Genomic DNA, 20,575 nt, shown 5'->3' with positions numbered 1-20,575 from the left:
CCGCGAAGGCCGAGCAAGAGGCCGTGCCGGCCCAGGCCCCCACCCCGCAGGCGTCCCAGACAGGGCAGCCCCGCGCCGCCGTGATCCACGAGGGGCTCCCGACCCAGCTGCCGGACATCGATCCGGAGGAGACCCAGGACTGGATCGACTCCTTCGACGCGATGCTCGACGACCGCGGCCGCGACCGCGCCCGCTACGTGATGCTGCGGCTGCTGGAGCGGGCCCGCGAGGCCTCGGTCGGCGTACCCGGCCTGCGCAGCACCGACTACATCAACACCATCACCCCCGAGCGCGAGCCGTGGTTCCCCGGCGACGAGGAGACCGAGCGCCGCATCCGCGCGTTCATCCGCTGGAACGCCGCGGTCACCGTGTCCGACGCGAACCGCCCCGGCCTCGAGGTCGGCGGGCACATCGCGACGTACCAGTCGTCGGCCTCGCTCTACGAGGTCGGCTTCAACCACTTCTTCAAGGGCAAGGACGCCCCCGGCGGCGGCGACCAGGTCTACATCCAGGGTCACGCCGCCCCCGGCGTCTACGCCCGCGCCTACCTCGAGGGTCGCCTCACCGAGGAGCAGCTGCTCCGCTTCCGCCAGGAGGTCCAGCACGGTCCCGGCAAGGGGCTGTCGTCGTACCCCCACCCGCGCCTGATGCCGGAGTTCTGGGAGTTCCCCACGGTCTCCATGGGCCTGACCGCGATCAACTCGATCTACCAGGCCCGGTTCAACCGCTACCTGATGCACCGCGGCGTCAAGGACACCTCGCAGCAGAACGTCTGGGCCTTCCTGGGCGACGGCGAGATGGCCGAGCCCGAGTCGCTGGGCGCCCTGCGGGTCGCCGCGCGCGAGGAGCTGGACAACCTCACCTGGGTCATCAACTGCAACCTCCAGCAGCTCGACGGTCCCGTCACCGGCAACGGCAAGATCATCCAGGAGCTCGAGGCCAACTTCCGCGGCGCCGGCTGGAACGTCATCAAGGTGATCTGGGGCCGCGAGTGGGACGAGCTGCTCGCCCGCGACGTCGACGGCGTCCTGGTCAACGCGATGAACAGCACCCCGGACGGGCAGTTCCAGACCTTCTCGGTCGAGGACGGCGCCTACAACCGCGAGCACTTCTTCGGCCGCGACCCGCGCCTGAAGAAGATGGTCGAGCACATGAGCGACAAGCAGATCGCCAAGCTGCCCCGCGGCGGGCACGACTACCGCAAGGTGTACGCCGCCTTCGACGCCGCCTCCAAGCACGCCGGGCAGCCGACGGTGATCCTGGCCCACACCGTGAAGGGGTGGACCATCGAGGGTCTGGAGGGCAAGAACGCCAGCCACCAGATGAAGAAGCTCAAGCTCGACGACCTCAAGAAGTTCCGCGACCGGCTCTACCTGCCGATGAGCGACAAGGAGCTGACGTCGGCGTACGAGGCGACGGGGACCGCGCCGTTCTTCCACCCCGGCAAGGACTCCGACGAGATCCAGTACATGATGGACCGCCGCCAGCAGCTCGGCGGCTCCATCCCCCGCCGCGTCATCCGGGCCAAGGAGCTCAAGGTCCCCGGCGACGACAGCTACAAGGAGCTCAAGCAGGGCTCGGGCAAGGGCAAGATCGCCACCACCATGGCGGTCGTGCGGCTGCTGCGCGACTGGATGAAGGACAAGGAGATCGGGCACCGGATCGTGCCGATCGCCCCTGACGAGTACCGCACCTTCGGCATGGACTCGATGTTCCCCAGCGCCAAGGTCTACAACCCGTTCGGCCAGCGCTACGAGTCGGTCGACCGCAAGATGGTGCTGAAGTGGCGCGAGGACAAGGCCGGCCAGCTGCTCCACGAGGGCATCTCCGAGGCCGGCGCGATGGCGTCGGCGACGGCCGCCGGGTCGGCGTACAGCACCCACGGCGAGGTGATGATCCCGTTCTACATCTTCTACTCGATGTTCGGGTTCCAGCGCACCGGCGACTCGATCTGGGCGATGGCCGACCAGCTGGCCCGCGGGTTCCTGATCGGCGCGACCGCCGGTCGCACCACGCTGACCGGTGAGGGCCTCCAGCACGCCGACGGCCACTCCCCGCTGCTGGCCGCGACCAACCCGGCCGTCGTGCACTACGACCCGGCCACGGCGTACGAGGTCGCGCACATCATGCAGGACGGCCTGCGCCGGATGTACACCTCGAGCGAGGAGCACCCGCACGGCGAGGACGTCATCTTCTACATGACCGTCTACAACGAGCCCGTCGCCCAGCCCGCCGAGCCCGCGGACCTCGACCTCGAGGGCCTGCTCAAGGGGATCTACAAGTTCGCCGACGCCCCCGAGGTCTCGGGCGGCGAGTCCGGGAGCGAGGCGCCGCACGTGCAGCTGCTCGCCTCCGGCATCGGCTTCCCGTGGATCCAGAAGGCCCAGCAGCTGCTGGCCGAGGACTGGGGCGTGGCCGCCGACATCTGGTCGGTGACCTCGTGGAACGAGCTGGCCCGCGACGCCGTCGAGGCCGAGCGATGGTCGCTGAACCACCCGGAGGAGAAGGGCCGCGAGGCCTACGTCACCACCAAGCTCGAGGGTGCCCTGGGCCCGGTGGTCGCGGTCAGCGACTACATGCGCGCGGTGCCGCTGCAGATCGCCCACTGGGTGCCCGAGGACTTCCACGTGCTCGGCACCGACGGCTTCGGCTTCGCCGACACCCGCCCGGCCGCGCGCCGGTTCTTCCAGGTCGACGCCGAGAGCGTGGTCGTGGCGTCGCTGCGGGCCCTGGCCCAGCGCGGCGAGGTCAAGCCCGAGGTGGTCGCCGAGGCGTTCACCAAGTACCGCATCGACGACCCGACCGCCGTCGCCGACGTGGCCCAGGAGGGCGGCGACGCCTGATCGGCGTACGGAGGCGTGACGTTTCCCCGGTTCACCGGGGAAAAGTACGGCCTCCGAAGTCCCGCCTCAGCCGGCGACGGCGCGGCGGCCACGACGGCCGGGGAGCTGGGCCACGGGAGGCAGGGGGGCCTCGCCGGCCTCGGCGCGGTTGGCCGGCAGGGCCGGTCCGTTGCGGAGCAGCGAGCGCCAGCGACCACGGTGGTACGACGCGGGCTGGGTCGCCTTGATGAAGTCCCCGACCAGCTTCACGAAGCGGTCCGGGTGGTCCTTGTGGGGGAAGTGCCCGCTGTTGGGCAGGATCTCGACCACGGCGCCGGGGGCGATCCGGGCCGCGTTCTCGGCGTGGCTCGCGGGGATGACGTGGTCGTCGGTGCCCCACACCACCAGCATCGGCATCGCCTGGGTCAGGTAGGCCCGGTCGACCATGGTGACGATCTGGCCCTTGGTATCGACGCAGGAGCGCACCACGTGGGCGATGGCCGCGCGGGCGCGGGGGTCGCGGAAGGACTCGTAGATCTCCGCCACCTCGGCCAGGTCGCGCGTCGCGGACATCCCGGTGCGCGACAGCGCCCGCAGGCCCGCCTTGCCGAGGTGGCGCACGACGGGCAGCGTCGCCAGGCCCATCGCCTGGTGGAAGCCGGGCAGCGTGACGGCGCGGATCATCGGGGTGACCTCGGGGCCGAAGCCGCCCGAGGCGACCAGGATCATCCGCTCGGTGCGCTCGGGGAACTGGTAGGCGAACTGCATCGCCACCCCGCCGCCGAAGCTGTGGCCCACGACGGTGACCTTGTCGATGTTGAGCACGGTCAGCAGGTCGCGCATGCCGTTGGCGTAGCCGCCGACGCTGTAGTCCGCGCGGGGCTTGGCGCTGGCGCCGTGACCGAGCAGGTCGGGGGCGATCACCGTGTAGTGCTTGGCGAGGTCGGCGATCACGGGCCGCCAGGTCGTGTGGTCGCAGCCCAGGCCGTGGAGCAGCAGGAGGACGGGGCCCTGGCCGGCCTTGACGAAGACCCGCTCGTGGCCGTGGATGGTCAGGCGTTGGGGCTCGAGCGACAGCTCCGTGCCGGGTGTCGTGTCCATGAGGTGGGCGCTCCCAGCGGTCGGCAGTCAGGGGTCGCGCACCGGTGGTGCACGGGTCGAGCGGTCCGAGAGGGACGGCGGGGGCGGGTGAGCGGCCCAGCACGTCCGGACCCTGAGTGAAGCAGACGCGGGCCCGATCCGCGGCACTCCTCACCGACATGTGGTCATCTGGAGCCTCGAATTCGGAGATTCCCCTGCCCTGGTGGGGGATTCGGGCCTCGCGGGGCGGTCCGGCGACGGGCTAGGGTCGCCCCCGTGACCACGCCGACGCCCCCGCTCGCGGACGACCGCGAGACGGTCCTGCTCGGCCTGGGCGAGCTGCTCGGGCGGATCACCGGAGGCGCGCCGGCGCGGCCAGTGCCGCTGTCGCCGGAGCAGCGCTGGGTGGAGGACCTGCGGGTCGACTCCCTGTCCATGGTGGAGCTGCTGGAGGGCGCGAGCCGCCGCTTCGGCGTCCGCATCGTGGAGGAGGACACGGTGCGGTTCGTGCGGGTCGAGGACCTCGTCGACCACCTGGTCGGGGTCGACCGGGGGCCGGCTCCCCGCCCGCGCCGCTGGTGGCGCGGCTAGCGAGGCTCGGCTCAGACGACCTGGTGGAGCCAGCGGACGGGGACGCCCTCGCCGGCGTGGCGGAAGGTCTCCAGCTCGTCGTCCCACGGCTTGCCCAGCAGCTTGTCGACCTCGAGCTCGAGCGTGGTCTCGCCCAGGGCGGCCTTGACGACGGCGGCCTTGAGCCGGTCCTCGGGGATCATCAGGTCGCCGTGCAGGCCCGTGACGGCGTGGAAGACGCCGAGCGTGGGGGTGGAGGAGAAGCGCGCCCCCTCGGTCGAGGCGGTGGCGTCCTCGGTGACCTCGAAGCGCAGGTGGTTCCAGCCGCGCAGCGCCGAGGTGATCGCCGCGGCGGTGCCGGCCTCGCCCGCCCAGGAGTACTCCGTGCGGTAGGTGCCGGCCTGCGCCGGCTGCGGCGTCCACTCCACGTGCGGGGGCATGCCGAGGACACCCCCGGCGGCCCACTCGACGTGCGGGCACAGCGCGGAGGGCGCCGAGTGGACGTAGAGCACGCCACGGGTCGCGGGTCGGGTCATGACGGAACCTCCTCTAGCTCCGGCGCGAGCTGCGCCTTCCCCAGCGGGCTCGTCGTGAAGCGGTCGGTGGTCCGATGACCGTCGATGGTGCGCGTGTTGACTTGTGGGCCCATTGTGACCCACGAGCCGGGACTACGCCAGGGAAACGCCTGAATCGGACAGCCGGGGCGCGACGTGGTCGTGCTCGACCTCCGCGTCGGTGATCACCAGGTCGGGGTTCCGCACGGCGCCGACCAGGACACCCAGGCGCATCACGTCGGCGCCGGCCTCCCCCTCGTCACCGGCTCCCGCCTCGACGACCGTCGCGAGCAGGCAGGTGATGTTGTCGCGCCCGCCGGCCTGGAGAGCGGCGTCCACCAGCGACTCCACGGCCGCGTCGTCGTGCTGGGTGGACAGGACGTGCTCGATGCGGTCCTCGGCCACCAGGTCGCTCAGCCCGTCGCTGGCCAGCAGCACCCGGTCCCCCGGCGTCAGGCGGAGCTGGGTGATCGTGGCCCGCTCGGGCGGGACGATGGAGTCGGGGTCGAGGTCGCCGCCCAGGCTCCGCACGACGATGTTGCGCCACGGGTGCGAGGTCACCTCGTCGGGCCGGAGGGTGCCGTCGTCGACCATGCGCTGGACGAAGGTGTCGTCCCGGGTGACCCGGGTCAGCTCGCCGCCGCTGAAGACGTAGCCGCGCGAGTCCCCCACGTGGGCCAGGGCGCAGCGGGACCCGTCGGTGGCCACGGCGGTCAGGGTGGTGGCCATGCCGGCCCGGCGCCGGTCGCGGCGTACGCCGACGGTCAGCAGCCGTTGCGCCAGGTCCACCCCCCGCGCCAGCAGGCCGACCGGCTCGGCGGAGGCCTCGGGGTCGGCCAGCGCGGCCAGGGCGAGCGAGGAGATGGCGTGGGCCACGGTCGCCGAGGCCACCTCGCCGGCCGCCGCGCCGCCCACGCCGTCGGCCACCAGGAGCAGCGTCGGGCCGGCGTACCCGGAGTCCTCGTTGCCGCTGCGGACCAGGCCGTTGTGCGAGCGCGCGACACCGGAGAAGCGCAGCATCGTCGTCACCCCCTGCCGTGTCATCGCGACCGAAGCGGCGGTAGGAGCCTCTCACGGTTCCTCCGGTGGCGTCCCCTGTTCCACCGCCGCCCGGTCGGGCACGCAACAATGGCCCGCATGGAATGGCTGCTGCTCCTGATCTCGGTGGGTCTCGTGCTCGCCTGCGGGGTCTTCGGGGCGGCGGAGTACTCCTTCGTCGCGGTCGACCGGGCCGCCGTCGAGCGGGCCGCCGAGGCCGGTGACCGCCAGGCGCAGGGGGTCCGCACGGCGCTGCGGTCGCTCTCGACGCAGCTCTCCGGGGCGCAGGTGGGCGTCACGCTGACGAACCTGGTGATCGGCTTCCTGGCCGAGCCGGCCATCGCCACCCTCCTCGAGGGCCCGCTGGCCGCCGTGGGCCTGCCGGACTCGGCCGTGCCGGGCGTCTCGGTGACCCTCGGCCTGGTCCTGGCCACGATCGCGACGATGATCTTCGGCGAGCTGGTGCCCAAGAAGCTGGCGATCGCGCTCCCGCTGCCGATCGCGCGTCGCACCCAGCGCCTGATCCGGGCCTTCACCACCGCGATGACCTGGCCGATCAAGCTCCTCAACGGCTCGGCCAACGCCCTGGTCCGGGCCCTGGGCGTGGAGCCGCAGGAGGAGCTGCGCTCGGCGCGCAGCTCCGACGAGCTGGCCTCGCTGGCCGGTCGCAGCGCCCTGCAGGGCACCCTGGACAACGAGACCGCCCACCTGGTGCAGCGGTCCGTGGCGTTCGGACCCCGCACCGCGGCCGAGATCATGACGCCGCGCGTCCAGATGGCCTGCATCGACGCGACCGACCCGGTGAGCGCGGTGATCGAGCTGTCCGGGGCGACCGGGTTCTCCAAGTTCCCCGTGGTCAAGGGCTCCTCGGACAACGTGGTCGGGTCGGTGCACGTCAAGCAGGCGGTGGCCGTGCCGCGCTCCGAGCGGGCGCACACCCTGACCCGCGAGGTGATGGTGCCGGCCACCGTGGTGCCGGAGTCGCTGCGGCTGGACCCGCTGCTCTCGCTGCTGCGCGGCGAGGGCTTCCAGATGGCGATCGTCTCCGACGAGTACGGCGGCACCGCCGGCGTGGTCACCCTGGAGGACGTCGTGGAGGAGATCGTCGGTGACATCGCCGACGAGCACGACCGCTACGGCTCCCGGGCCCGCCGTCGACCCGACGGGTCGTGGATCCTCTCCGGCCTGCTGCGCCCCGACGAGGTGCTCGAGGCGACCGGGCTGGACCTGCCCGAGGACGACGCCTACGACACCGTCGCGGGGCTGCTCGTGCGCGAGCTCGGCCGGATCCCCGAGCGGGGCGACCGGGTGCTGGTGCCGCTCCCCGTGCACGTGCCCGAGGACGACGACGAGGAGCCCGTGCAGGAGCACGTCGTGCTCCGGGTGGAGCACATGGACGGCCTGCGCGTGGACCGGATCAGCATCAAGCGACTGCTGCCCGACACCGGCGGTGACGCGTGAGCACCTCCTCGGCCCTGTGGCTGGGCCTGGTCCTGCTGCTGGGCAACGCCTTCTTCGTCGGCGCGGAGTTCGCCCTGGTCTCGGCCCGGCGCACCAAGGTGGAGCCCCTGGCCGCCGAGGGCTCCCGGGTCGCGCGCACGACGCTGCGCGCCATGGAGGGTCTCTCGCAGATGATCGCGGCCTGCCAGTTCGGCGTCACGGTCTGCTCGCTCGGCCTGGGCGCGGTGGCCGAGCCGGCGCTGGCGCACCTGCTCGAGCCCGTCGCCCACGCGGTGGGGTTGCCCGAGTCGTGGCTGCACCCGGCGGCGTTCACGGTCGCGATGCTGTGCGTGGTCTACCTGCACGTGGTGCTGGGCGAGATGGTGCCCAAGAACATCGCCCTGGCCGGCCCGGAGCGGGCCGCGATGGTGCTCGGCCCCCCGATGGTGGCCTTCGTGACGGTCCTCAAGCCGGTGGTCTACGGGCTCGACGCCCTGGCCAACGCCGTGGTGCGGCTCTTCCGCGTGGAGCCGCTCAGCGAGCGCGCCTCGACCTTCACCCTCGAGGAGGTGGAGGCGATGGTGGACGAGTCCCACGACGAGGGGATGCTCGAGCAGGGCGAGTACGAGCGCCTCTCGGGAGCCCTGGGCTTCACCTCGCGCACGGTGGCCGACGTGATGCTGCCGCTGCCCCAGGTCGAGACCGTCGAGCGGGGCGCCCGCGCCACCGACGTGGAGGTCGTCTGCGCCCGCACCGGCTACTCCCGCTTCCCGGTGGTCGGCGCCGACCGCGAGCTGGTCGGCTACCTCCACATCAAGGACGTGCTCCAGAGCGATCCCCAGGGGCGGGCCCGGGTGGTCGAGGACAAGTGGATCCGCCCGTTCGCCGGCGTACGCGCCTCGGACACGCTGGTCCACGCCCTGCAGACGCTGCAGGTGCAGGGGGCGCACATGGCGCGGGTCGTCGACGAGGCCGGCGAGGTGATCGGCGTGGCGACCCTGGAGGACGTGATCGAGGAGCTGGTCGGCGAGATCCGCGACGCGGCCCACGCCGAGGGGCACTAGGACTCCGGCGACCCTCCGGTCCCGGGCGGGGCAGGCAGGGTCAGCACGAAGCGGGTCCCCGTGCTCTCGGGCGGGTCGGTGATCGCGATGGTGCCGCCGTGGCGCTCGACGATCCGGCGACACACCGCGAGCCCGATCCCGTGGCCGTCGTACGACGCCCGGGTGGGCGCGCGGTGGAAGGCCTCGAAGACCGCCTCGCGCTGGGACAGCGGGATGCCGATGCCGTGGTCGGTGACGCTCACCTCGACCCAGCGTCCGACGGCGCGCGCGGAGAGGACGACGTCGGGGACCTCGCCGGGGTTGACGTACTTGACGGCGTTGGAGACCAGGTTGTCCAGGAGCTGGCGCACCAGCCCCGGGTCGGCGTACGCCGGGGGCATCGGCTCGACGCGGATCCGCGGCACGACGCCGGTCGCCACGGTGCCGCGCTGGTCGGCCACGTCGCGGGCGACGGCCGTGAGGTCGACCAGCCGCTCGCGCAGCGCCCGGTCACGCGTGGTCGAGGAGTCGAGGAGGTCCTCGATCAGGTGCTGCATCGTCACGACGGCCTGCTGGATGCGCGCGACCTTGGGTCGGACGAGGTCGGTGGGGACCGTCTCCGGCCCGTCACCCGCCTCCCCGAGGTCGAGGGCCAGCAGCTCGCTCCACCCGTCCAGCACGCTCAGCGGCCCCCGGAGGTCGTGGGCGACCACCCCGGCGAAGGACTCCAGCGAGCTGCGTTGGCTCCGGTCGGCGGTGACGTCGTGGTAGACGAGCACCGCCCGCTCGAGGTCGGTCTCGTCCTCCGCGGGCAGCCGACGACCGCTGATCGAGAGCGTGCGGGTCGGTGAGCGGTCGACGTAGCGCAGCGCCACCTCCTGGGTGAACGAGCCGTCGGTCTCGAACACGCGCGCCTGCGGGAGCTCGTGGGCCTCCAGGGCGTGGCCGTCGGACCCGTGCATGGCGTAGGCGCTCACCGAGGTGTCCCCCACGCTGCTGGCCCCGGCCATCCGGGCGCCGGCCTCGTTGCGCATCAGCACCTGGCCCGCACGGTCGACCACCGTCAGCCCGTCGTGCATCGAGTCGATGACCGCGCTGAGCATCAGGGCCTGGGCCTCGGAGCGGACCTGGGCCCGGGCCAGGGTGAGGGTCAGGGCCGTGCGCTCGGCCCGCCCGAGCGCGAGCACCAGGCCCAGGCCGACCACGAGCACCAGGAAGCTCTGCGAGACCAGGGCCTCCTGGTGCCAGGACCGCCCCTCCGCGAAGGGCCCTCGGCCGGCGACGGTCAGGACGGTCACGAACACGCTGACCGCGGCGCCGTGCAGGGCCACCACCAGCGGGCTGAACCGCAGCCCCACCCACACCGTGGGCAGCAGCAGCGGGAAGGCCAGGGGCGCCGCGGGCAGGAGGACGAAGATCGCCAGGTAGAGCACGACGGTCAGAACCGCGAGCGCGAGCGGCTCGGCGAGGTGCGCCACCGGCCCGCGTCGGTCGGCCTCGGCCCGGGCCGGTCGCCCGGGGGCCGCCTCCTCGACGTGCCGGGGCTGGGAGGACAGGAGCAGCACCGTCAGCAGCACCACGACAGCGCCGGCGCTGTTGCGGCCCCACCACACGGCCGTGTCGGCCCAGGACCAGGACCCCTGGAGCGCGTGCAGGCCGAGCGCTCCGAGACCGGCGCCGGCCAGCGACCCCACCACCGAGCTCACCAGGACCCCGCCCACGTCGCGGACCCGCGCCTGGGCGACCCCGCCCGGGGCCGGACCTCCCAGCAGCCCCGACGCGGTGCGCTGCAGGAGCAGACCGCCGACCAGGGCCTGGGCGACGTTGGAGAGCACGAAGGCCAGGCTCGTGGTCGACCCGACGCCGGTGAGCACGTTGAGCACGTAGGCGGCCACCCCGACCAGCAGCAGGGCCAGCGGCCGGTCACGGCGCGCGCAGGCGCCGGTCATCAGCATGGCCACGCCGGTCGCGGGCCACACCAGGGTCAGGGTGCTGCCGTCGACCACGGTGGCCCGACCGAGCAGCCCGGCCAGCACGAAGGCGACGGTGCCGAGCACCAGCATTCCCAGCGCACGACGACGCACCGGTGAGGTGGACCCGACGGCCCCCACTGGCACGACCTGCACGCGTAGCTCCCGTCGGCGACGACCCGGCAGACCGGCACGCTAGCGGATGACACCCCCGGCGGGCAGGCGGTTGCCCACATCCACCAAGCCCCCGGACAGCGCCCGGGCTGCCCCCGGCGCCGGGGGCAGCCGGGGCAGCAGGACGGCGTGGAGGGAGTGGTAGGTGTCGGGACGGCCGGCCCAGACCGAGTCGGCCGGGGCGAGGTCGGGGGTGCGCTGGTGCTGCCACGAGCCGTCCTGCGGGTCGACCCACCAGGTGGCGGCGTGGTCCCACCAGGTGCGGTAGAGCTCGTCGTACGCCGCGTCGCCCGTGACGTCGTGCAGAGCCGCCGCCGCGCACAGGCCCTCGGCCAGCACCCAGTGCATCCGCTCCCGCACGACCGGCACGCCCTCCCAGTCGGTGGTGTAGACGAACCCCTCGCCCCCGTCGGTGCTCCAGCCGTCGCTCACCGCCCGGTCGAAGAGCGATCGGGCCGCGGGGAGCATCCACTCCGGGGCGTCCGGTCCGAGGGAGCCGCGCAGCTGCACCACCAGGCGCGCCCACTCCAGGCCGTGACCGACGGTGGCGCCGAAGGGCTGGAACGGGTGGTCGGCCTGGTCCCGGTGGTGCTCGGGCAGCGGGGTCCAGTCGGCGTCGAAGTGCTCGGGCACCCGCCACTGCTGGTCGCGGGCCCACTCGTGCACGACCCGGGTGGTGATCACCAGGGCGCGGTCCAGGAAGCCCCGGTCACCGGTCGCGTCGGCCGCGGCCAGGCAGGCCTCGACGGCGTGCATGTTGGCGTTGACCCCGCGGTAGGGGTCCAGGGTCGTCCAGGAGCGGTCCCAGAGGTCGGCGTACAGGCCCTGGGGGGTGAGGAAGCGGTCCTCGAGCACCGCGGTGGCCGCGTCGAGGAGCTCGCGGGCCCCGGGCCGACCCGCCACCAGCGCGGAGCTGGCCGCGAGCAGCACGAAGCCGTGGGTGTAGCCCTGCTTGCTCTCGTCGCGCTCCTCGCCGGGGCCGGCGGAGGCGAACCAGCCGCCGTGCTCGGCGTCGCGCAGGCGGCCGGACTCCCCCAGCGCCTCCAGGGCCTGGTCGGCCAGCGGTCCGCACCCGGGCACCCCGGCCAGCGAGCCCAGGCAGAACACGTGGGCCATCCGGGCGGTCACGTAGGTGTGCACCGGCCGCGACAGGTCGAGGTCGCCGTCGCCGTCGAGCCACCCGGCGCCGCCGTCGGGGTGCGGGAAGGCGCTGGCGAAGGCGAGCTGGCGACGCAGCTGCTGGGCGAGCCAGTCGCGGTGGTCCGGGCGGTGCCGCCAGGCGGGGGCGGTCTGGGGGGCGCTCACATCTCCCCCGCGTCCTGCGAGGCCAGCTCGACCAGGTCCGCGATCGAGTCCACGACGCGGGTCGGTCGGTAGGGGAAGGTGTCGATCATCTCCGGGCTGGTGGACCCCGTCGTGACCAGGACCGTGCGGATGCCGGCCTCGAGGCCGCTGATGATGTCGGTGTCCATCCGGTCCCCGATCATCACGGTGGTCTCCGAGTGCGCCTCCAGCCGGTTCAGCGCGCTGCGCATCATCAGGGGGTTGGGCTTGCCGATGTAGTACGGCTGCCGCCCGGTGGCGGCGGTGATCAGGGCGGCCACCGACCCGGTCGCCGGCAGGGTGCCCTGCGGGCTGGGGCCGCTCACGTCGGGGTTGGTGGCGATGAAGCGCGCCCCGGCCTCGGTCAGCCGGATCGCCCGGGTGATCGCCTCGAAGGAGTAGGTGCGGGTCTCCCCCAGCACGACGTAGTCGGGGTCGCGGTCGGTCATCACGTAGCCGATGTCGTGCAGGGCGTTGGTCATCCCCGACTCCCCCACGACGTACGCCGTGCCGTGCGGCCGCTGGTCGGAGAGGAAGTCCGCGGTGGCCAGGGCCGAGGTCCAGATCGCCTGCTCGGGCACGTCGATGCCGCTGCCCAGCAGCCGCGCGCGCAGGTCCCGCGGGGTGAAGATCGAGTTGTTGGTCAGCACCAGGAACCTCTTGCCCGAGGTCTTCAGGGCCTCCACGAACTCGGCGGCACCCGGGATCGGGTCCTCCTCGTGGACCAGCACGCCGTCCATGTCGGTGAGCCAGGTCTCGATCGGTCGCACGGTCTCCATGGGGCCCATCGTTCCACGCCGCCCGGACCCCGGTGTCTCACGATGCGGGAGATCACGCCGATGTAATTCAGGCGGGCGGTACGGCGTGTCGAGTTGACGAATCGGACTTTAGTGAACTCGCGCACACTCTCGTCACTACACTCCCACAGGTGTCCTCGAACTCAGGTCTCCGCCCCACGCGCTCCCGACGGTCGCTCCGCGCCGCGACCGGTCTGGTCGCCGCGGTGGCGACCGGTGTCACGGTCGGCGTGGTCGCCGCTCCACCGGCCACCGCCTCGGTCAGCACCCTGTGCACCGGCTACGTCGGCTGCTCGATGCTGGCCATGGGCAACGCGGGCTACTCCACGGCCAACCGGACGATGTACTGGAACATGTACTCCGGTCACAACTGCACCAACTACGTCGCCTACCGGATGATCAAGGCGGGCATGCCGAACGTCCGTCCCTGGTCGGGCAGCGGCAACGCCACCAACTGGGGCACGGCGATGAGCCGGATCACCGACGGCACGCCCGCGGTCGGCGCCGTCGCCTGGTGGCGGGCCGGGGTCAAGCCCGCCGGCTCGGCCGGCCACGTGGCGTACGTCGAGCAGGTCATCTCCCCCGACGAGATCGTGGTCTCCCAGGACAGCTGGAACGGCGACTTCTCCTGGACCCGGGTGACCCGGACCTCGAGCGGCTGGCCCAGCGGCTTCGTGCACTTCACCGACCGGAGCACGAGCACCCCGGCACCCGCGCCGACGCCCACCCCGACCCCGTCGCCGACCCCGGCGCCGGCCCCCACCTCGCGGACCAGCCTGACCGCGCCCGTGATCAGCGGCACCCCCGCGGTCGGCAGCACCCTGCGGGCCACGACCGGCACCTGGAGCCCGGCTCCCACCGGGGTCACCTACAGCTGGCTCGTCGACGGCACCCCGGTGCCCGGCTCCGACCGCAGCTACTTCATCCCGGCCGCGAAGCGGGTGGGGCACGTGGTCTCGGTGCGGGTCACCGCCACCGGGTCGGGCCTGGCCCCGGTGTCGCGCGTCTCGGCCGCGACCGTGCCGCTGAGCAGCGGCGTCCAGCGGGTCAGCGGGACCCCGCAGCTGAGCGGCACGACCGCCCCCGGGAGCAGGCTGCACCTCACCGTGCCGGCCGTGGACCCGGGCACCACCACCTCGGTGACCTGGAGTCGCGACGGCCAGGTGGTCCCCGGCGCGAGCGGCCGCGACCTGACCCTCGGGACGGCCGACCTGGGCCACCGCCTGTCCGCGACCGTGCGCCTGACCCGCTCGGGCTTCCAGCCCCTGACCCTGACCACGCCCGCCTCGGCACTGGTCCGCACCAGCTCGCGGATCGCGGTCACCGTCGTGGCCGGCGTCCGGTCGCTGCGGGTGCAGGCCAGCGTCAGCCGCGTGGACGGCGTCGTCGCCACGGGCACGTTCGTGGTGCGCAGCCGCAACCGCGTGCTCGCCAGGGTCCCGGTCGTCGCCGGCCGCGCCACCGCCGTGGTGCCCGACACCACCGGCACCCACCGCTACCGGTTCCGCTTCCTGACCTCGCCCAGCGTCTGGGGCTCGGAGCTGCTGCGCAACCTCAGCGTGCGCTGAGGCGGCGCAGGGGGCCGCACTAGGCTCGCCCGGTGACCGACCCCTCCTCGTCCTCCCGTCCCTCGCAGCCTCCGCTCGCCCCGTCCCGCCGCACGACCCGGGTCCTGCACGGCCGCGAGCGCCACGACGACTTCGAGTGGTTGCGCGCCAAGGACGACCCCGAGGTGCGCGGGCTGCTCGAGGCGGAGAACGCCTGGACCCAGGCCTCCACCGCCCACCTCGCGGACCTGCGCGAGACCCTGGTGGAGGAGATCCGCGGCCGCACCCAGGAGAACGACCTCTCGGTGCCGGCCCGGCGCGGCGGGCACTGGTACTACGGCCGCTCCTTCGAGGGTCGCGAGTACGGCGCCTCCTGCCGCGCCCCGGTGGGCGACCAGGCCGACTGGACCCCGCCGACCCCGGCGCAGACCTCCCCCGACGAGCCGGCCCTGGACGGCGAGGAGGTCCTGCTCGACCTCGACGCCCTGGCCGAGGGGCACGAGTTCTTCTCCCTGGGCGGGGTCTCGGTCAGCCGCGACGAGCACCTGCTGGCCTGGGCCACCGACGTCGTCGGCGACGAGCGCTACGACGTGCGCGTCAAGGACCTCCGCACGGGCGAGCTGCTGGACGACCACCTCACCGGCACCGGCGGCGGCGTGACCTGGGCCCCCGACGGGTCGGCCTTCTACTACGTCACCGTCGACGACGCGTGGCGCGCGGACAAGGTCTGGCGCCACGTCCTGGGCACCGACCAGGACGCGGACGAGGTGGTGCACCACGAGACCGACGAGCGGTTCCGCGTCGGCGTGGGCCACACCCGGTCCCACCGCTTCCTGGTGGTCGTCTCCCACTCCAAGACCACGGCCGAGTACCAGGTGCTCGACGGCGAGCGTCCCGAGCTCGGCCTGCGCGTCTTCGTGCCGCGCACCACCGACCTCGACTACGCCCTCGAGCACGCCGTGATCGGCGGCGAGGACCGGTTCGTGATCACCCACAACGCCGAGGGCCCCGACTTCGGCGTCTCGACCTCCCCGGTCGACCCCACGCCCGTCGCCGCGTGGGAGCCGCTGATCCCCCACGACCCCGCGACCCGCATCGAGGACGTCGACGCCTTCGCCACCCACCTCGTGGTCAGCCAGCGCAGCGAGGGCCTGTCCCGGCTGCGCGTGCTCACCCTGGACGGCACCGGGGTCGCCGAGGACTTCGTGATCCCCTTCGAGCAGGAGGTCTACACCGTCGGGCTGGGACGCAACTCCGAGTTCGAGACCCCCGTGGTCCGGCTCGGCTTCGGCTCCCTGGCCGTGCCCGCGTCGGTCTACGACTTCGACGTGGCCACGCGCTCGCTGACGCTGCTGCGGCGTACGCCGGTGCTGGGCGGGTTCTCCGTCGAGGACCACGAGGAGCACCGGCTCTGGGCGACCGCCCCCGACGGCGAGCAGGTCCCGATCTCGCTGGTGGTGCGCCGCGACGCCCGCGAGCGCGGCCCGGTCCCGACGCTGCTCTACGGCTACGGCTCCTACGAGGCCTCGATGGACCCCGGGTTCTCGATCTCCCGGCTCTCGCTGCTCGACCGGGGCGCGGCGTTCGCGATCGCGCACGTGCGGGGCGGCGGCGAGCTCGGCCGGCGGTGGTACGACGACGGCAAGATCCTGCGCAAGCAGAACACCTTCACCGACTTCGTCGCCTGCGCCCACCACCTGCGGGACGCGGGGTGGTCCTCCTCGCTCGTCGCCGAGGGCGCCAGCGCCGGCGGCCTGCTGATGGGGGCGGTGGCCAACCAGGCGCCCGAGCTGTTCGCCGGCGTCGTGGCCGGGGTGCCGTTCGTGGACAACCTGACCACCATGCTCGACGCGTCGCTGCCGCTGACGGTCACGGAGTACGACGAGTGGGGCAACCCCGAGGCCGACCCCGAGGTCTACGACTACATCGCCGCCTACGCGCCGTACGACAACGTGACGGAGCAGGCCTACCCCCCGATCCTGGCCGAGACCTCGCTCAACGACACCCGGGTGCTCTACGTCGAGCCGGCCAAGTGGGTCGCCAAGCTGCGCTCCACCGCCGAGGACCGCCGCCCCGACGTGCTGCTGCGCACCGAGATGGCCGCCGGGCACGGCGGGGTGTCGGGCCGCTACCAGGCCTGGAAGGACCGCGCCTTCACCCTGGCCTGGATCCTGGACCGCCTCGGCCTGGCCTGACCCCACCACCTCACCCCACCCCACCCCCAACCCACCCGCCGACCGGGGGATCCGCGCACGCCCGAGCCTGCCGACCGGGGGATCCGCGCACACCCGGTTCCTACACTCGGCGCATGGACCTCGGACTGGACGGCAAGCTCGTGCTCGTGACCGGTGGCAGCAAGGGGATCGGGCTGGCCTGCGCCGCCGGCTTCCTGGCCGAGGGAGCCCGCGTGGCGCTGGTCTCGCGCGGCCAGGACAACCTCGACCGGGCGGCCGCGACCCTGGACGCCGGCGACCGCGTGACGACGTACGCCGCCGACCTCACCGACCCCGACGCCGCCCTGGCGGTCGTCGCGGCGGTCGAGGACGCGGACGGACCGGTCGACGTCCTGGTCACCAGCGCCGGGGCGGCCAAGCGGGTGCCGTTCGCCGAGCTCGACGCCGGGGCGTGGCAACGGGCGATGCAGGCCAAGTTCTTCACCTACGTCCACGTCATCGACCCGGTCGTGAAGCGGATGGCCGAGCGCGGCTCCGGCTCCGTCGTCAACGTGATCGGCTTCGGCGGCAAGCTCGCCGCCCCCACCCACCTGGCCGGGGGCGCCGCCAACGCCGCGCTGATGCTGGCCACGGCCGGGCTGGCCAACGCCTACGGACCGAGCGGGCTGCGGGTCAACGCCGTCAACCCCGCCGGCACCCTGACCGAGCGGCTCACCGAGGGCGTCAAGGCCCAGGCCCGCCAGTCCGGCGTCAGCGAGGACGAGGCGATGGCCCAGCAGGTGGGGGCTGCTCCCCTGGGCCGGCTCGCCGAGCCCGAGGAGATCGCCGACGCCGTGGTCTGGCTGGCCTCGGCGCGGGCGTCGTACGTCAACGGCGCGATCCTGTCCATGGACGGCGCGACCACCCCGATCGTGGTCTGAGCCCGACCGCTACGCTCGCCCCTCCACGGGGCGGTAGCTCAGCCGGTCAGAGCAGAGGACTCATAATCCTTGGGTCGTGGGTTCGAGCCCCACCCGCCCTACCGAGGTCTCGACGACCGGCCCGGTGGCCCTGCTCGACCGGCGGAGCGGGGTCAGCCCTTGTGGCGGGGCTTCTTGCCGGCGTACGACGAGGGGCCGTCGTGGCGCGGGGGGCCCGAGCGGGGGGCGGGACCCTTGTCGAGCTGGAGGTCGATCAGCACCCCGGAGATCCGGGTCTCGGCCAGCTTGTCCAGGGTGTCGCGGCTCAGGTCGCGGGGCAGCTCGACCAGCGAGAAGCCGGGCTTGATGTCGATGCGACCGAAGTCCGAGCGCTTGAGCCCGCCCTCGTTGGCCAGCGCGCCGACGATCTGGCGGGGCTCGACGCGGTGGCGCTTGCCGACCGCGATCCGCCAGCGCACCAGGTTGCCGCTGGGCTCGCGGCGCTCCCGCTTCTCGTGGTGGTGGGCCGGGGGCTCGGGCATGTCCTCGAGCAGCAGCGGCTCGCCGTCCTGGGCCAGCACGGCGATGGCGGCGGCGATGTCCTCGACCGGCACGTCGTTGTTCTTCTCGTAGGCCTCGATCATCTCGCGGAAGGTGCCCAGCTGCGGGTCCTCCAGCGCGCCGGTGATCGCCTCGGTGAACTTCGCGACGCGGTTGGCGTTGACGTCCTCGACCGTCGGGAGCTTCATCTGCGTCAGCGTGGTGCGGTTGGCCTTCTCGATGGACTTGAGCAGGTAGGTCTCCCGCGGGGTCACGAACGAGATCGCGTCGCCGCTGCGCCCGGCGCGGCCGGTGCGGCCGATGCGGTGGACGTAGGACTCGGTGTCGGTGGGGATGTCGTGGTTGATCACGTGGCTGATCCGGTCGACGTCGAGGCCGCGGGCCGCGACGTCGGTGGCGACCAGGATGTCGAGCTTGCCCTTGCGCAGCTGCTCGATGGTGCGCTCGCGCTGCACCTGGGCGACGTCGCCGTTCAGGGCCGACGCCCCGAACCCACGGGCGCGCAGGCGCTCGGCGAGCTCCTCGGTCTGGTGCTTGGTGCGGACGAAGATGATCATGCCGTCGAAGTTCTCGACCTCGAGGATGCGCGTGAGGGCGTCGAGCTTCTGGGGGTGCGCAACCTTGAGGTAGCGCTGGGTGACGTTGGTGGCCGTGCCCGAGCTGGACTTGACCGTGACCTCGGTGGCGCCGGGGGCGTACTTCTTGATGATCCGACGGATCTGGTTGGGCATCGTCGCGCTGAACAGCGCCAGCTGCTTGCTCTCGGGCGTACGGGCCAGGATCGTCTCGACGTCCTCGGCGAAGCCCATGTTGAGCATCTCGTCGGCCTCGTCGAGGACCACGAAGCGCAGGTGGCTCAGGTCGAGCGTGCCCTTCTCCAGGTGGTCCATGACGCGACCGGGGGTGCCGACGACGACGTGCACGCCACGGCGCAGGGCGGAGAGCTGCACGCCGTACCCCTGGCCGCCGTAGACGGGCAGCACGTGGAGGCCCTTGATGTGGGCGGCGTAGCGACCGAAGGCCTCCGAGACCTGGAGCGCGAGCTCACGGGTCGGGGCCAGGACCAGCACCTGCGGGCTGTTCTGGGTCAGGTCGAGGCGGGACAGGATCGGCAGCGCGAACGCCGCGGTCTTGCCGGTGCCGGTCTGGGCCAGGCCCACGACGTGCTGACCGGCCAGCAGCGGCGGGATCGCCTCGGCCTGGATCGGGGAGGGCGTCTCGTAGCCGACGTCCTTGAGGACCTTCTCGATGCGGGGGTCCAGCCCCAGCTCGTCGAAGCGGGGGACGTCGTTCTCGATGCTCTCACTCACCGGCCAAGCGTAGTGGCGAGGGCGGAGTATGACCTATTCGTGGCGCTGTGCCGTTGCCCACCCCCTCACCCCCGCCGCCGTCGAGGTCCTCGGACCCGGGACGCGACGACGCCCTCGACCTATCCTGGGATGCTGCCGACCCTTGCCGCCGCCGAGGAGCGCTGGCGCCTCACGATCGACAACGCGCCCGTAGGGATCGCCCTGGTCACGCTGGAGGGCCGCTTCAGCCGCGTCAACGAGGCCCTCGCGACCATGCTCGGCTACTCGACCGACGAGCTGGTGGCCCTGACCTTCCAGGAGATCACGCACCCCGAGGACCTGGCCGGGGACCTGGAGCTGCTCCAGCAGCTCACCGAGGGGCTGATCCCCAGCTACCGGCTGCGCAAGCGCTACTTCCACCGCGACGGCCACGTGGTCTGGATCGACCTCTCGGTCGGCCTGGTCAGCGACGGCCCCGGCCGACCGCTGCACTACGTGGCCCACATCATCGACCGCAACGACGAGGTCGCCGCCGCCGCGCGGATCGCGGCGATAACGCCGACCTCCGCTCGCGCACCGAGGCGCTGGCCCGCTCCAACGAGGACCTCGAGGCATTCGCCGCGATGGCCAGCCACGACCTCCAGGCCCCGCTGGCCACCATCGCGGGCTACGGCGACCTCCTGTCCGCGGAGTACGCCGACGCGCTGGACGAGCGCGGCCGCGACTGGCTCGAGCGGGTGCACCTGGCCTCGGAGCGGATGTCGGAGCTGGTCTCCTCGCTGCTGGTGCTCGCCCGCTCCGGGCACCAGGCGACCCGCCGGCCGGTGTCCACCCGGGCCCTGGTCGAGGACGTCCGCGTCGACCTCGGCGGCCTGCTCGAGCAGGCCGGCGCGGTGGTCGAGCTCGAGGACGGAGCCGCGGACGTCGTGGGCGACGGCCCGGGGCTGCGCCAGGTCCTGCAGAACCTGGTGCAGAACGCCGTGAAGTACCGCCACCCCGACCGCACCCCGCACGTCCTGGTGCGGGTGGTCGCGCGCCCGGACGACTGGATGGTCACCGTCGAGGACAACGGCGCGGGGATCGCGGTGGGCCAGCGCGAGCAGGTCTTCGCGATGTTCCAGCGCGCCTCCGGCACCACGGGCGGGCACGGCATCGGGCTGGCCACCTGCCGGCGCACGGTGGAGCGCCACGGCGGTCGCATCTGGGTGGAGGACACCGCGTCGGGCGAGGGCAGCCGGTTCTGCTTCACGCTCGCCCGCGACGGCATGGCCCCCGGGGTCCACGCGGCGTAGGT

General features: G+C 72.9%; 15 protein-coding genes, 1 tRNA gene and 1 pseudogene. 10 read left to right on the top strand and 7 right to left on the bottom strand.

Annotated elements, in window-relative coordinates; all coding sequences use genetic code 11:
- Nucleotides 1-80: 80 nt before the first annotated feature.
- Nucleotides 81-2,843, top strand: a complete 2,763-nt coding sequence (aceE, locus tag ACYVDA_RS05810; RefSeq protein WP_460816130.1) for a pyruvate dehydrogenase (acetyl-transferring), homodimeric type — start codon at nucleotides 81-83, stop codon at nucleotides 2,841-2,843.
- Nucleotides 2,844-2,909: 66 nt separating this feature from the next.
- Here aceE and ACYVDA_RS05805 read toward each other — a convergent pair whose 3' ends face one another.
- Nucleotides 2,910-3,923 (bottom strand): alpha/beta fold hydrolase, encoded by a 1,014-nt coding sequence (locus ACYVDA_RS05805; protein ID WP_460815905.1) that lies wholly within the window; start codon nucleotides 3,921-3,923, stop codon nucleotides 2,910-2,912.
- A 255-nt stretch (nucleotides 3,924-4,178) separates the two neighbouring features.
- Here ACYVDA_RS05805 and ACYVDA_RS05800 point away from each other — a divergent pair, with 255 nt between their 5' ends.
- Complete coding sequence (locus tag ACYVDA_RS05800; RefSeq protein WP_460815903.1) at nucleotides 4,179-4,493, top strand: phosphopantetheine-binding protein; 315 nt, start codon at nucleotides 4,179-4,181, stop codon at nucleotides 4,491-4,493.
- An 11-nt stretch (nucleotides 4,494-4,504) separates the two neighbouring features.
- Here ACYVDA_RS05800 and ACYVDA_RS05795 read toward each other — a convergent pair whose 3' ends face one another.
- Both ACYVDA_RS05795 and ACYVDA_RS05790 read right to left on the bottom strand, forming a co-directional pair.
- Entirely contained in the window at nucleotides 4,505-5,008 is a 504-nt protein-coding gene (locus ACYVDA_RS05795; protein ID WP_460815901.1) for a DUF3145 domain-containing protein, read from the bottom strand.
- 132 nt (nucleotides 5,009-5,140) lie between these two features.
- The gene (locus ACYVDA_RS05790; protein ID WP_460816128.1) at nucleotides 5,141-6,046 is read right to left on the bottom strand and encodes a PP2C family protein-serine/threonine phosphatase; all 906 of its coding nucleotides are present in this window, start codon (nucleotides 6,044-6,046) and stop codon (nucleotides 5,141-5,143) included.
- A 117-nt stretch (nucleotides 6,047-6,163) separates the two neighbouring features.
- Here ACYVDA_RS05790 and ACYVDA_RS05785 point away from each other — a divergent pair, with 117 nt between their 5' ends.
- Together ACYVDA_RS05785 and ACYVDA_RS05780 are read left to right on the top strand one after the other, a co-directional pair.
- Nucleotides 6,164-7,525: a hemolysin family protein gene (locus ACYVDA_RS05785; RefSeq protein WP_460815899.1), complete on the top strand. Its 1,362-nt coding sequence runs from the start codon at nucleotides 6,164-6,166 to the stop codon at nucleotides 7,523-7,525.
- The gene (locus ACYVDA_RS05780; RefSeq protein ID WP_460815897.1) at nucleotides 7,522-8,568 is read left to right on the top strand and encodes a hemolysin family protein; all 1,047 of its coding nucleotides are present in this window, start codon (nucleotides 7,522-7,524) and stop codon (nucleotides 8,566-8,568) included. The genes ACYVDA_RS05785 and ACYVDA_RS05780 overlap by 4 nt, the downstream gene beginning before the upstream one ends.
- Here the strand turns inward: ACYVDA_RS05780 and ACYVDA_RS05775 are convergent.
- From ACYVDA_RS05775 to ACYVDA_RS05765, 3 genes are read right to left on the bottom strand one after another with little or no spacing between them, the layout of a single operon-like run.
- Entirely contained in the window at nucleotides 8,565-10,673 is a 2,109-nt protein-coding gene (locus tag ACYVDA_RS05775) for an ATP-binding protein (RefSeq protein WP_460815895.1), read from the bottom strand. The two genes, ACYVDA_RS05780 and ACYVDA_RS05775, sit on opposite strands and share 4 nt — an antisense overlap.
- 39 nt (nucleotides 10,674-10,712) lie before the next feature.
- Nucleotides 10,713-11,996 carry an AGE family epimerase/isomerase gene (locus ACYVDA_RS05770; protein WP_460815893.1) on the bottom strand — a complete coding sequence of 428 codons (1,284 nt, stop codon included), beginning with the start codon at nucleotides 11,994-11,996 and terminating at the stop codon, nucleotides 10,713-10,715.
- On the bottom strand, nucleotides 11,993-12,802 hold the full coding sequence (locus ACYVDA_RS05765; protein WP_460815891.1) for an HAD-IIA family hydrolase: 810 nt from the start codon (nucleotides 12,800-12,802) through the stop codon (nucleotides 11,993-11,995). The genes ACYVDA_RS05770 and ACYVDA_RS05765 overlap by 4 nt, the downstream gene beginning before the upstream one ends.
- Nucleotides 12,803-12,942: 140 nt before the next feature.
- Between ACYVDA_RS05765 and ACYVDA_RS05760 the strand changes: the two genes are divergently transcribed.
- The 4 genes from ACYVDA_RS05760 (at nucleotide 12,943) to ACYVDA_RS05745 (ending at nucleotide 17,553) form a co-directional block, all read left to right on the top strand.
- Nucleotides 12,943-14,379 carry a CHAP domain-containing protein gene (locus ACYVDA_RS05760; protein ID WP_460815889.1) on the top strand — a complete coding sequence of 479 codons (1,437 nt, stop codon included), beginning with the start codon at nucleotides 12,943-12,945 and terminating at the stop codon, nucleotides 14,377-14,379.
- A gap of 32 nt (nucleotides 14,380-14,411) precedes the next feature.
- Complete coding sequence (locus ACYVDA_RS05755; RefSeq protein WP_460815886.1) at nucleotides 14,412-16,553, top strand: S9 family peptidase; 2,142 nt, start codon at nucleotides 14,412-14,414, stop codon at nucleotides 16,551-16,553.
- 113 nt (nucleotides 16,554-16,666) lie between these two features.
- Nucleotides 16,667-17,452: an SDR family oxidoreductase gene (locus ACYVDA_RS05750; protein WP_460815884.1), complete on the top strand. Its 786-nt coding sequence runs from the start codon at nucleotides 16,667-16,669 to the stop codon at nucleotides 17,450-17,452.
- A 27-nt stretch (nucleotides 17,453-17,479) separates the two neighbouring features.
- Nucleotides 17,480-17,553: transfer RNA gene (locus ACYVDA_RS05745), tRNA-Ile, on the top strand.
- A gap of 51 nt (nucleotides 17,554-17,604) precedes the next feature.
- Here the strand turns inward: ACYVDA_RS05745 and ACYVDA_RS05740 are convergent.
- A complete protein-coding gene (locus ACYVDA_RS05740) occupies nucleotides 17,605-19,302 on the bottom strand; it encodes a DEAD/DEAH box helicase (RefSeq protein ID WP_460815882.1) in 1,698 nt (565 codons plus the stop codon).
- Between the two features lie 129 nt (nucleotides 19,303-19,431).
- On the opposite strand from ACYVDA_RS05740, the pseudogene ACYVDA_RS05735 reads away from it, so the two are divergent.
- Together ACYVDA_RS05735 and ACYVDA_RS05730 are read left to right on the top strand one after the other, a co-directional pair.
- Nucleotides 19,432-19,800: pseudogene (locus tag ACYVDA_RS05735) on the top strand (PAS domain S-box protein); the annotation flags it as partial.
- Nucleotides 19,719-20,573: a sensor histidine kinase gene (locus ACYVDA_RS05730; protein WP_460816127.1), complete on the top strand. Its 855-nt coding sequence runs from the start codon at nucleotides 19,719-19,721 to the stop codon at nucleotides 20,571-20,573. The pseudogene ACYVDA_RS05735 and the gene ACYVDA_RS05730, both read left to right, overlap by 82 nt.
- The last annotated feature ends 2 nt before the right edge of the window (nucleotides 20,574-20,575 follow it).

This window comes from Nocardioides korecus (genome assembly GCF_054778395.1).
The sequence above is the reverse complement of the archived record's forward strand: the minus strand, read 5'-3'. Positions and strand labels throughout refer to the sequence as shown.

Bases quoted from the DNA above. Each gene is read 5' to 3' on its own strand.
- ACYVDA_RS05805 (WP_460815905.1), bottom strand. From the start codon at position 3,923: ATGGACACGACACCCGGCACGGAGCTGTCGCTCGAGCCCCAACGCCTG.
- ACYVDA_RS05795 (WP_460815901.1), bottom strand. From the start codon at position 5,008: ATGACCCGACCCGCGACCCGTGGCGTGCTCTACGTCCACTCGGCGCCC.
- ACYVDA_RS05790 (WP_460816128.1), bottom strand. From the start codon at position 6,046: ATGCTGCGCTTCTCCGGTGTCGCGCGCTCGCACAACGGCCTGGTCCGC.
- ACYVDA_RS05785 (WP_460815899.1), top strand. From the start codon at position 6,164: ATGGAATGGCTGCTGCTCCTGATCTCGGTGGGTCTCGTGCTCGCCTGC.
- ACYVDA_RS05765 (WP_460815891.1), bottom strand. From the start codon at position 12,802: ATGGGCCCCATGGAGACCGTGCGACCGATCGAGACCTGGCTCACCGAC.
- ACYVDA_RS05750 (WP_460815884.1), top strand. From the start codon at position 16,667: ATGGACCTCGGACTGGACGGCAAGCTCGTGCTCGTGACCGGTGGCAGC.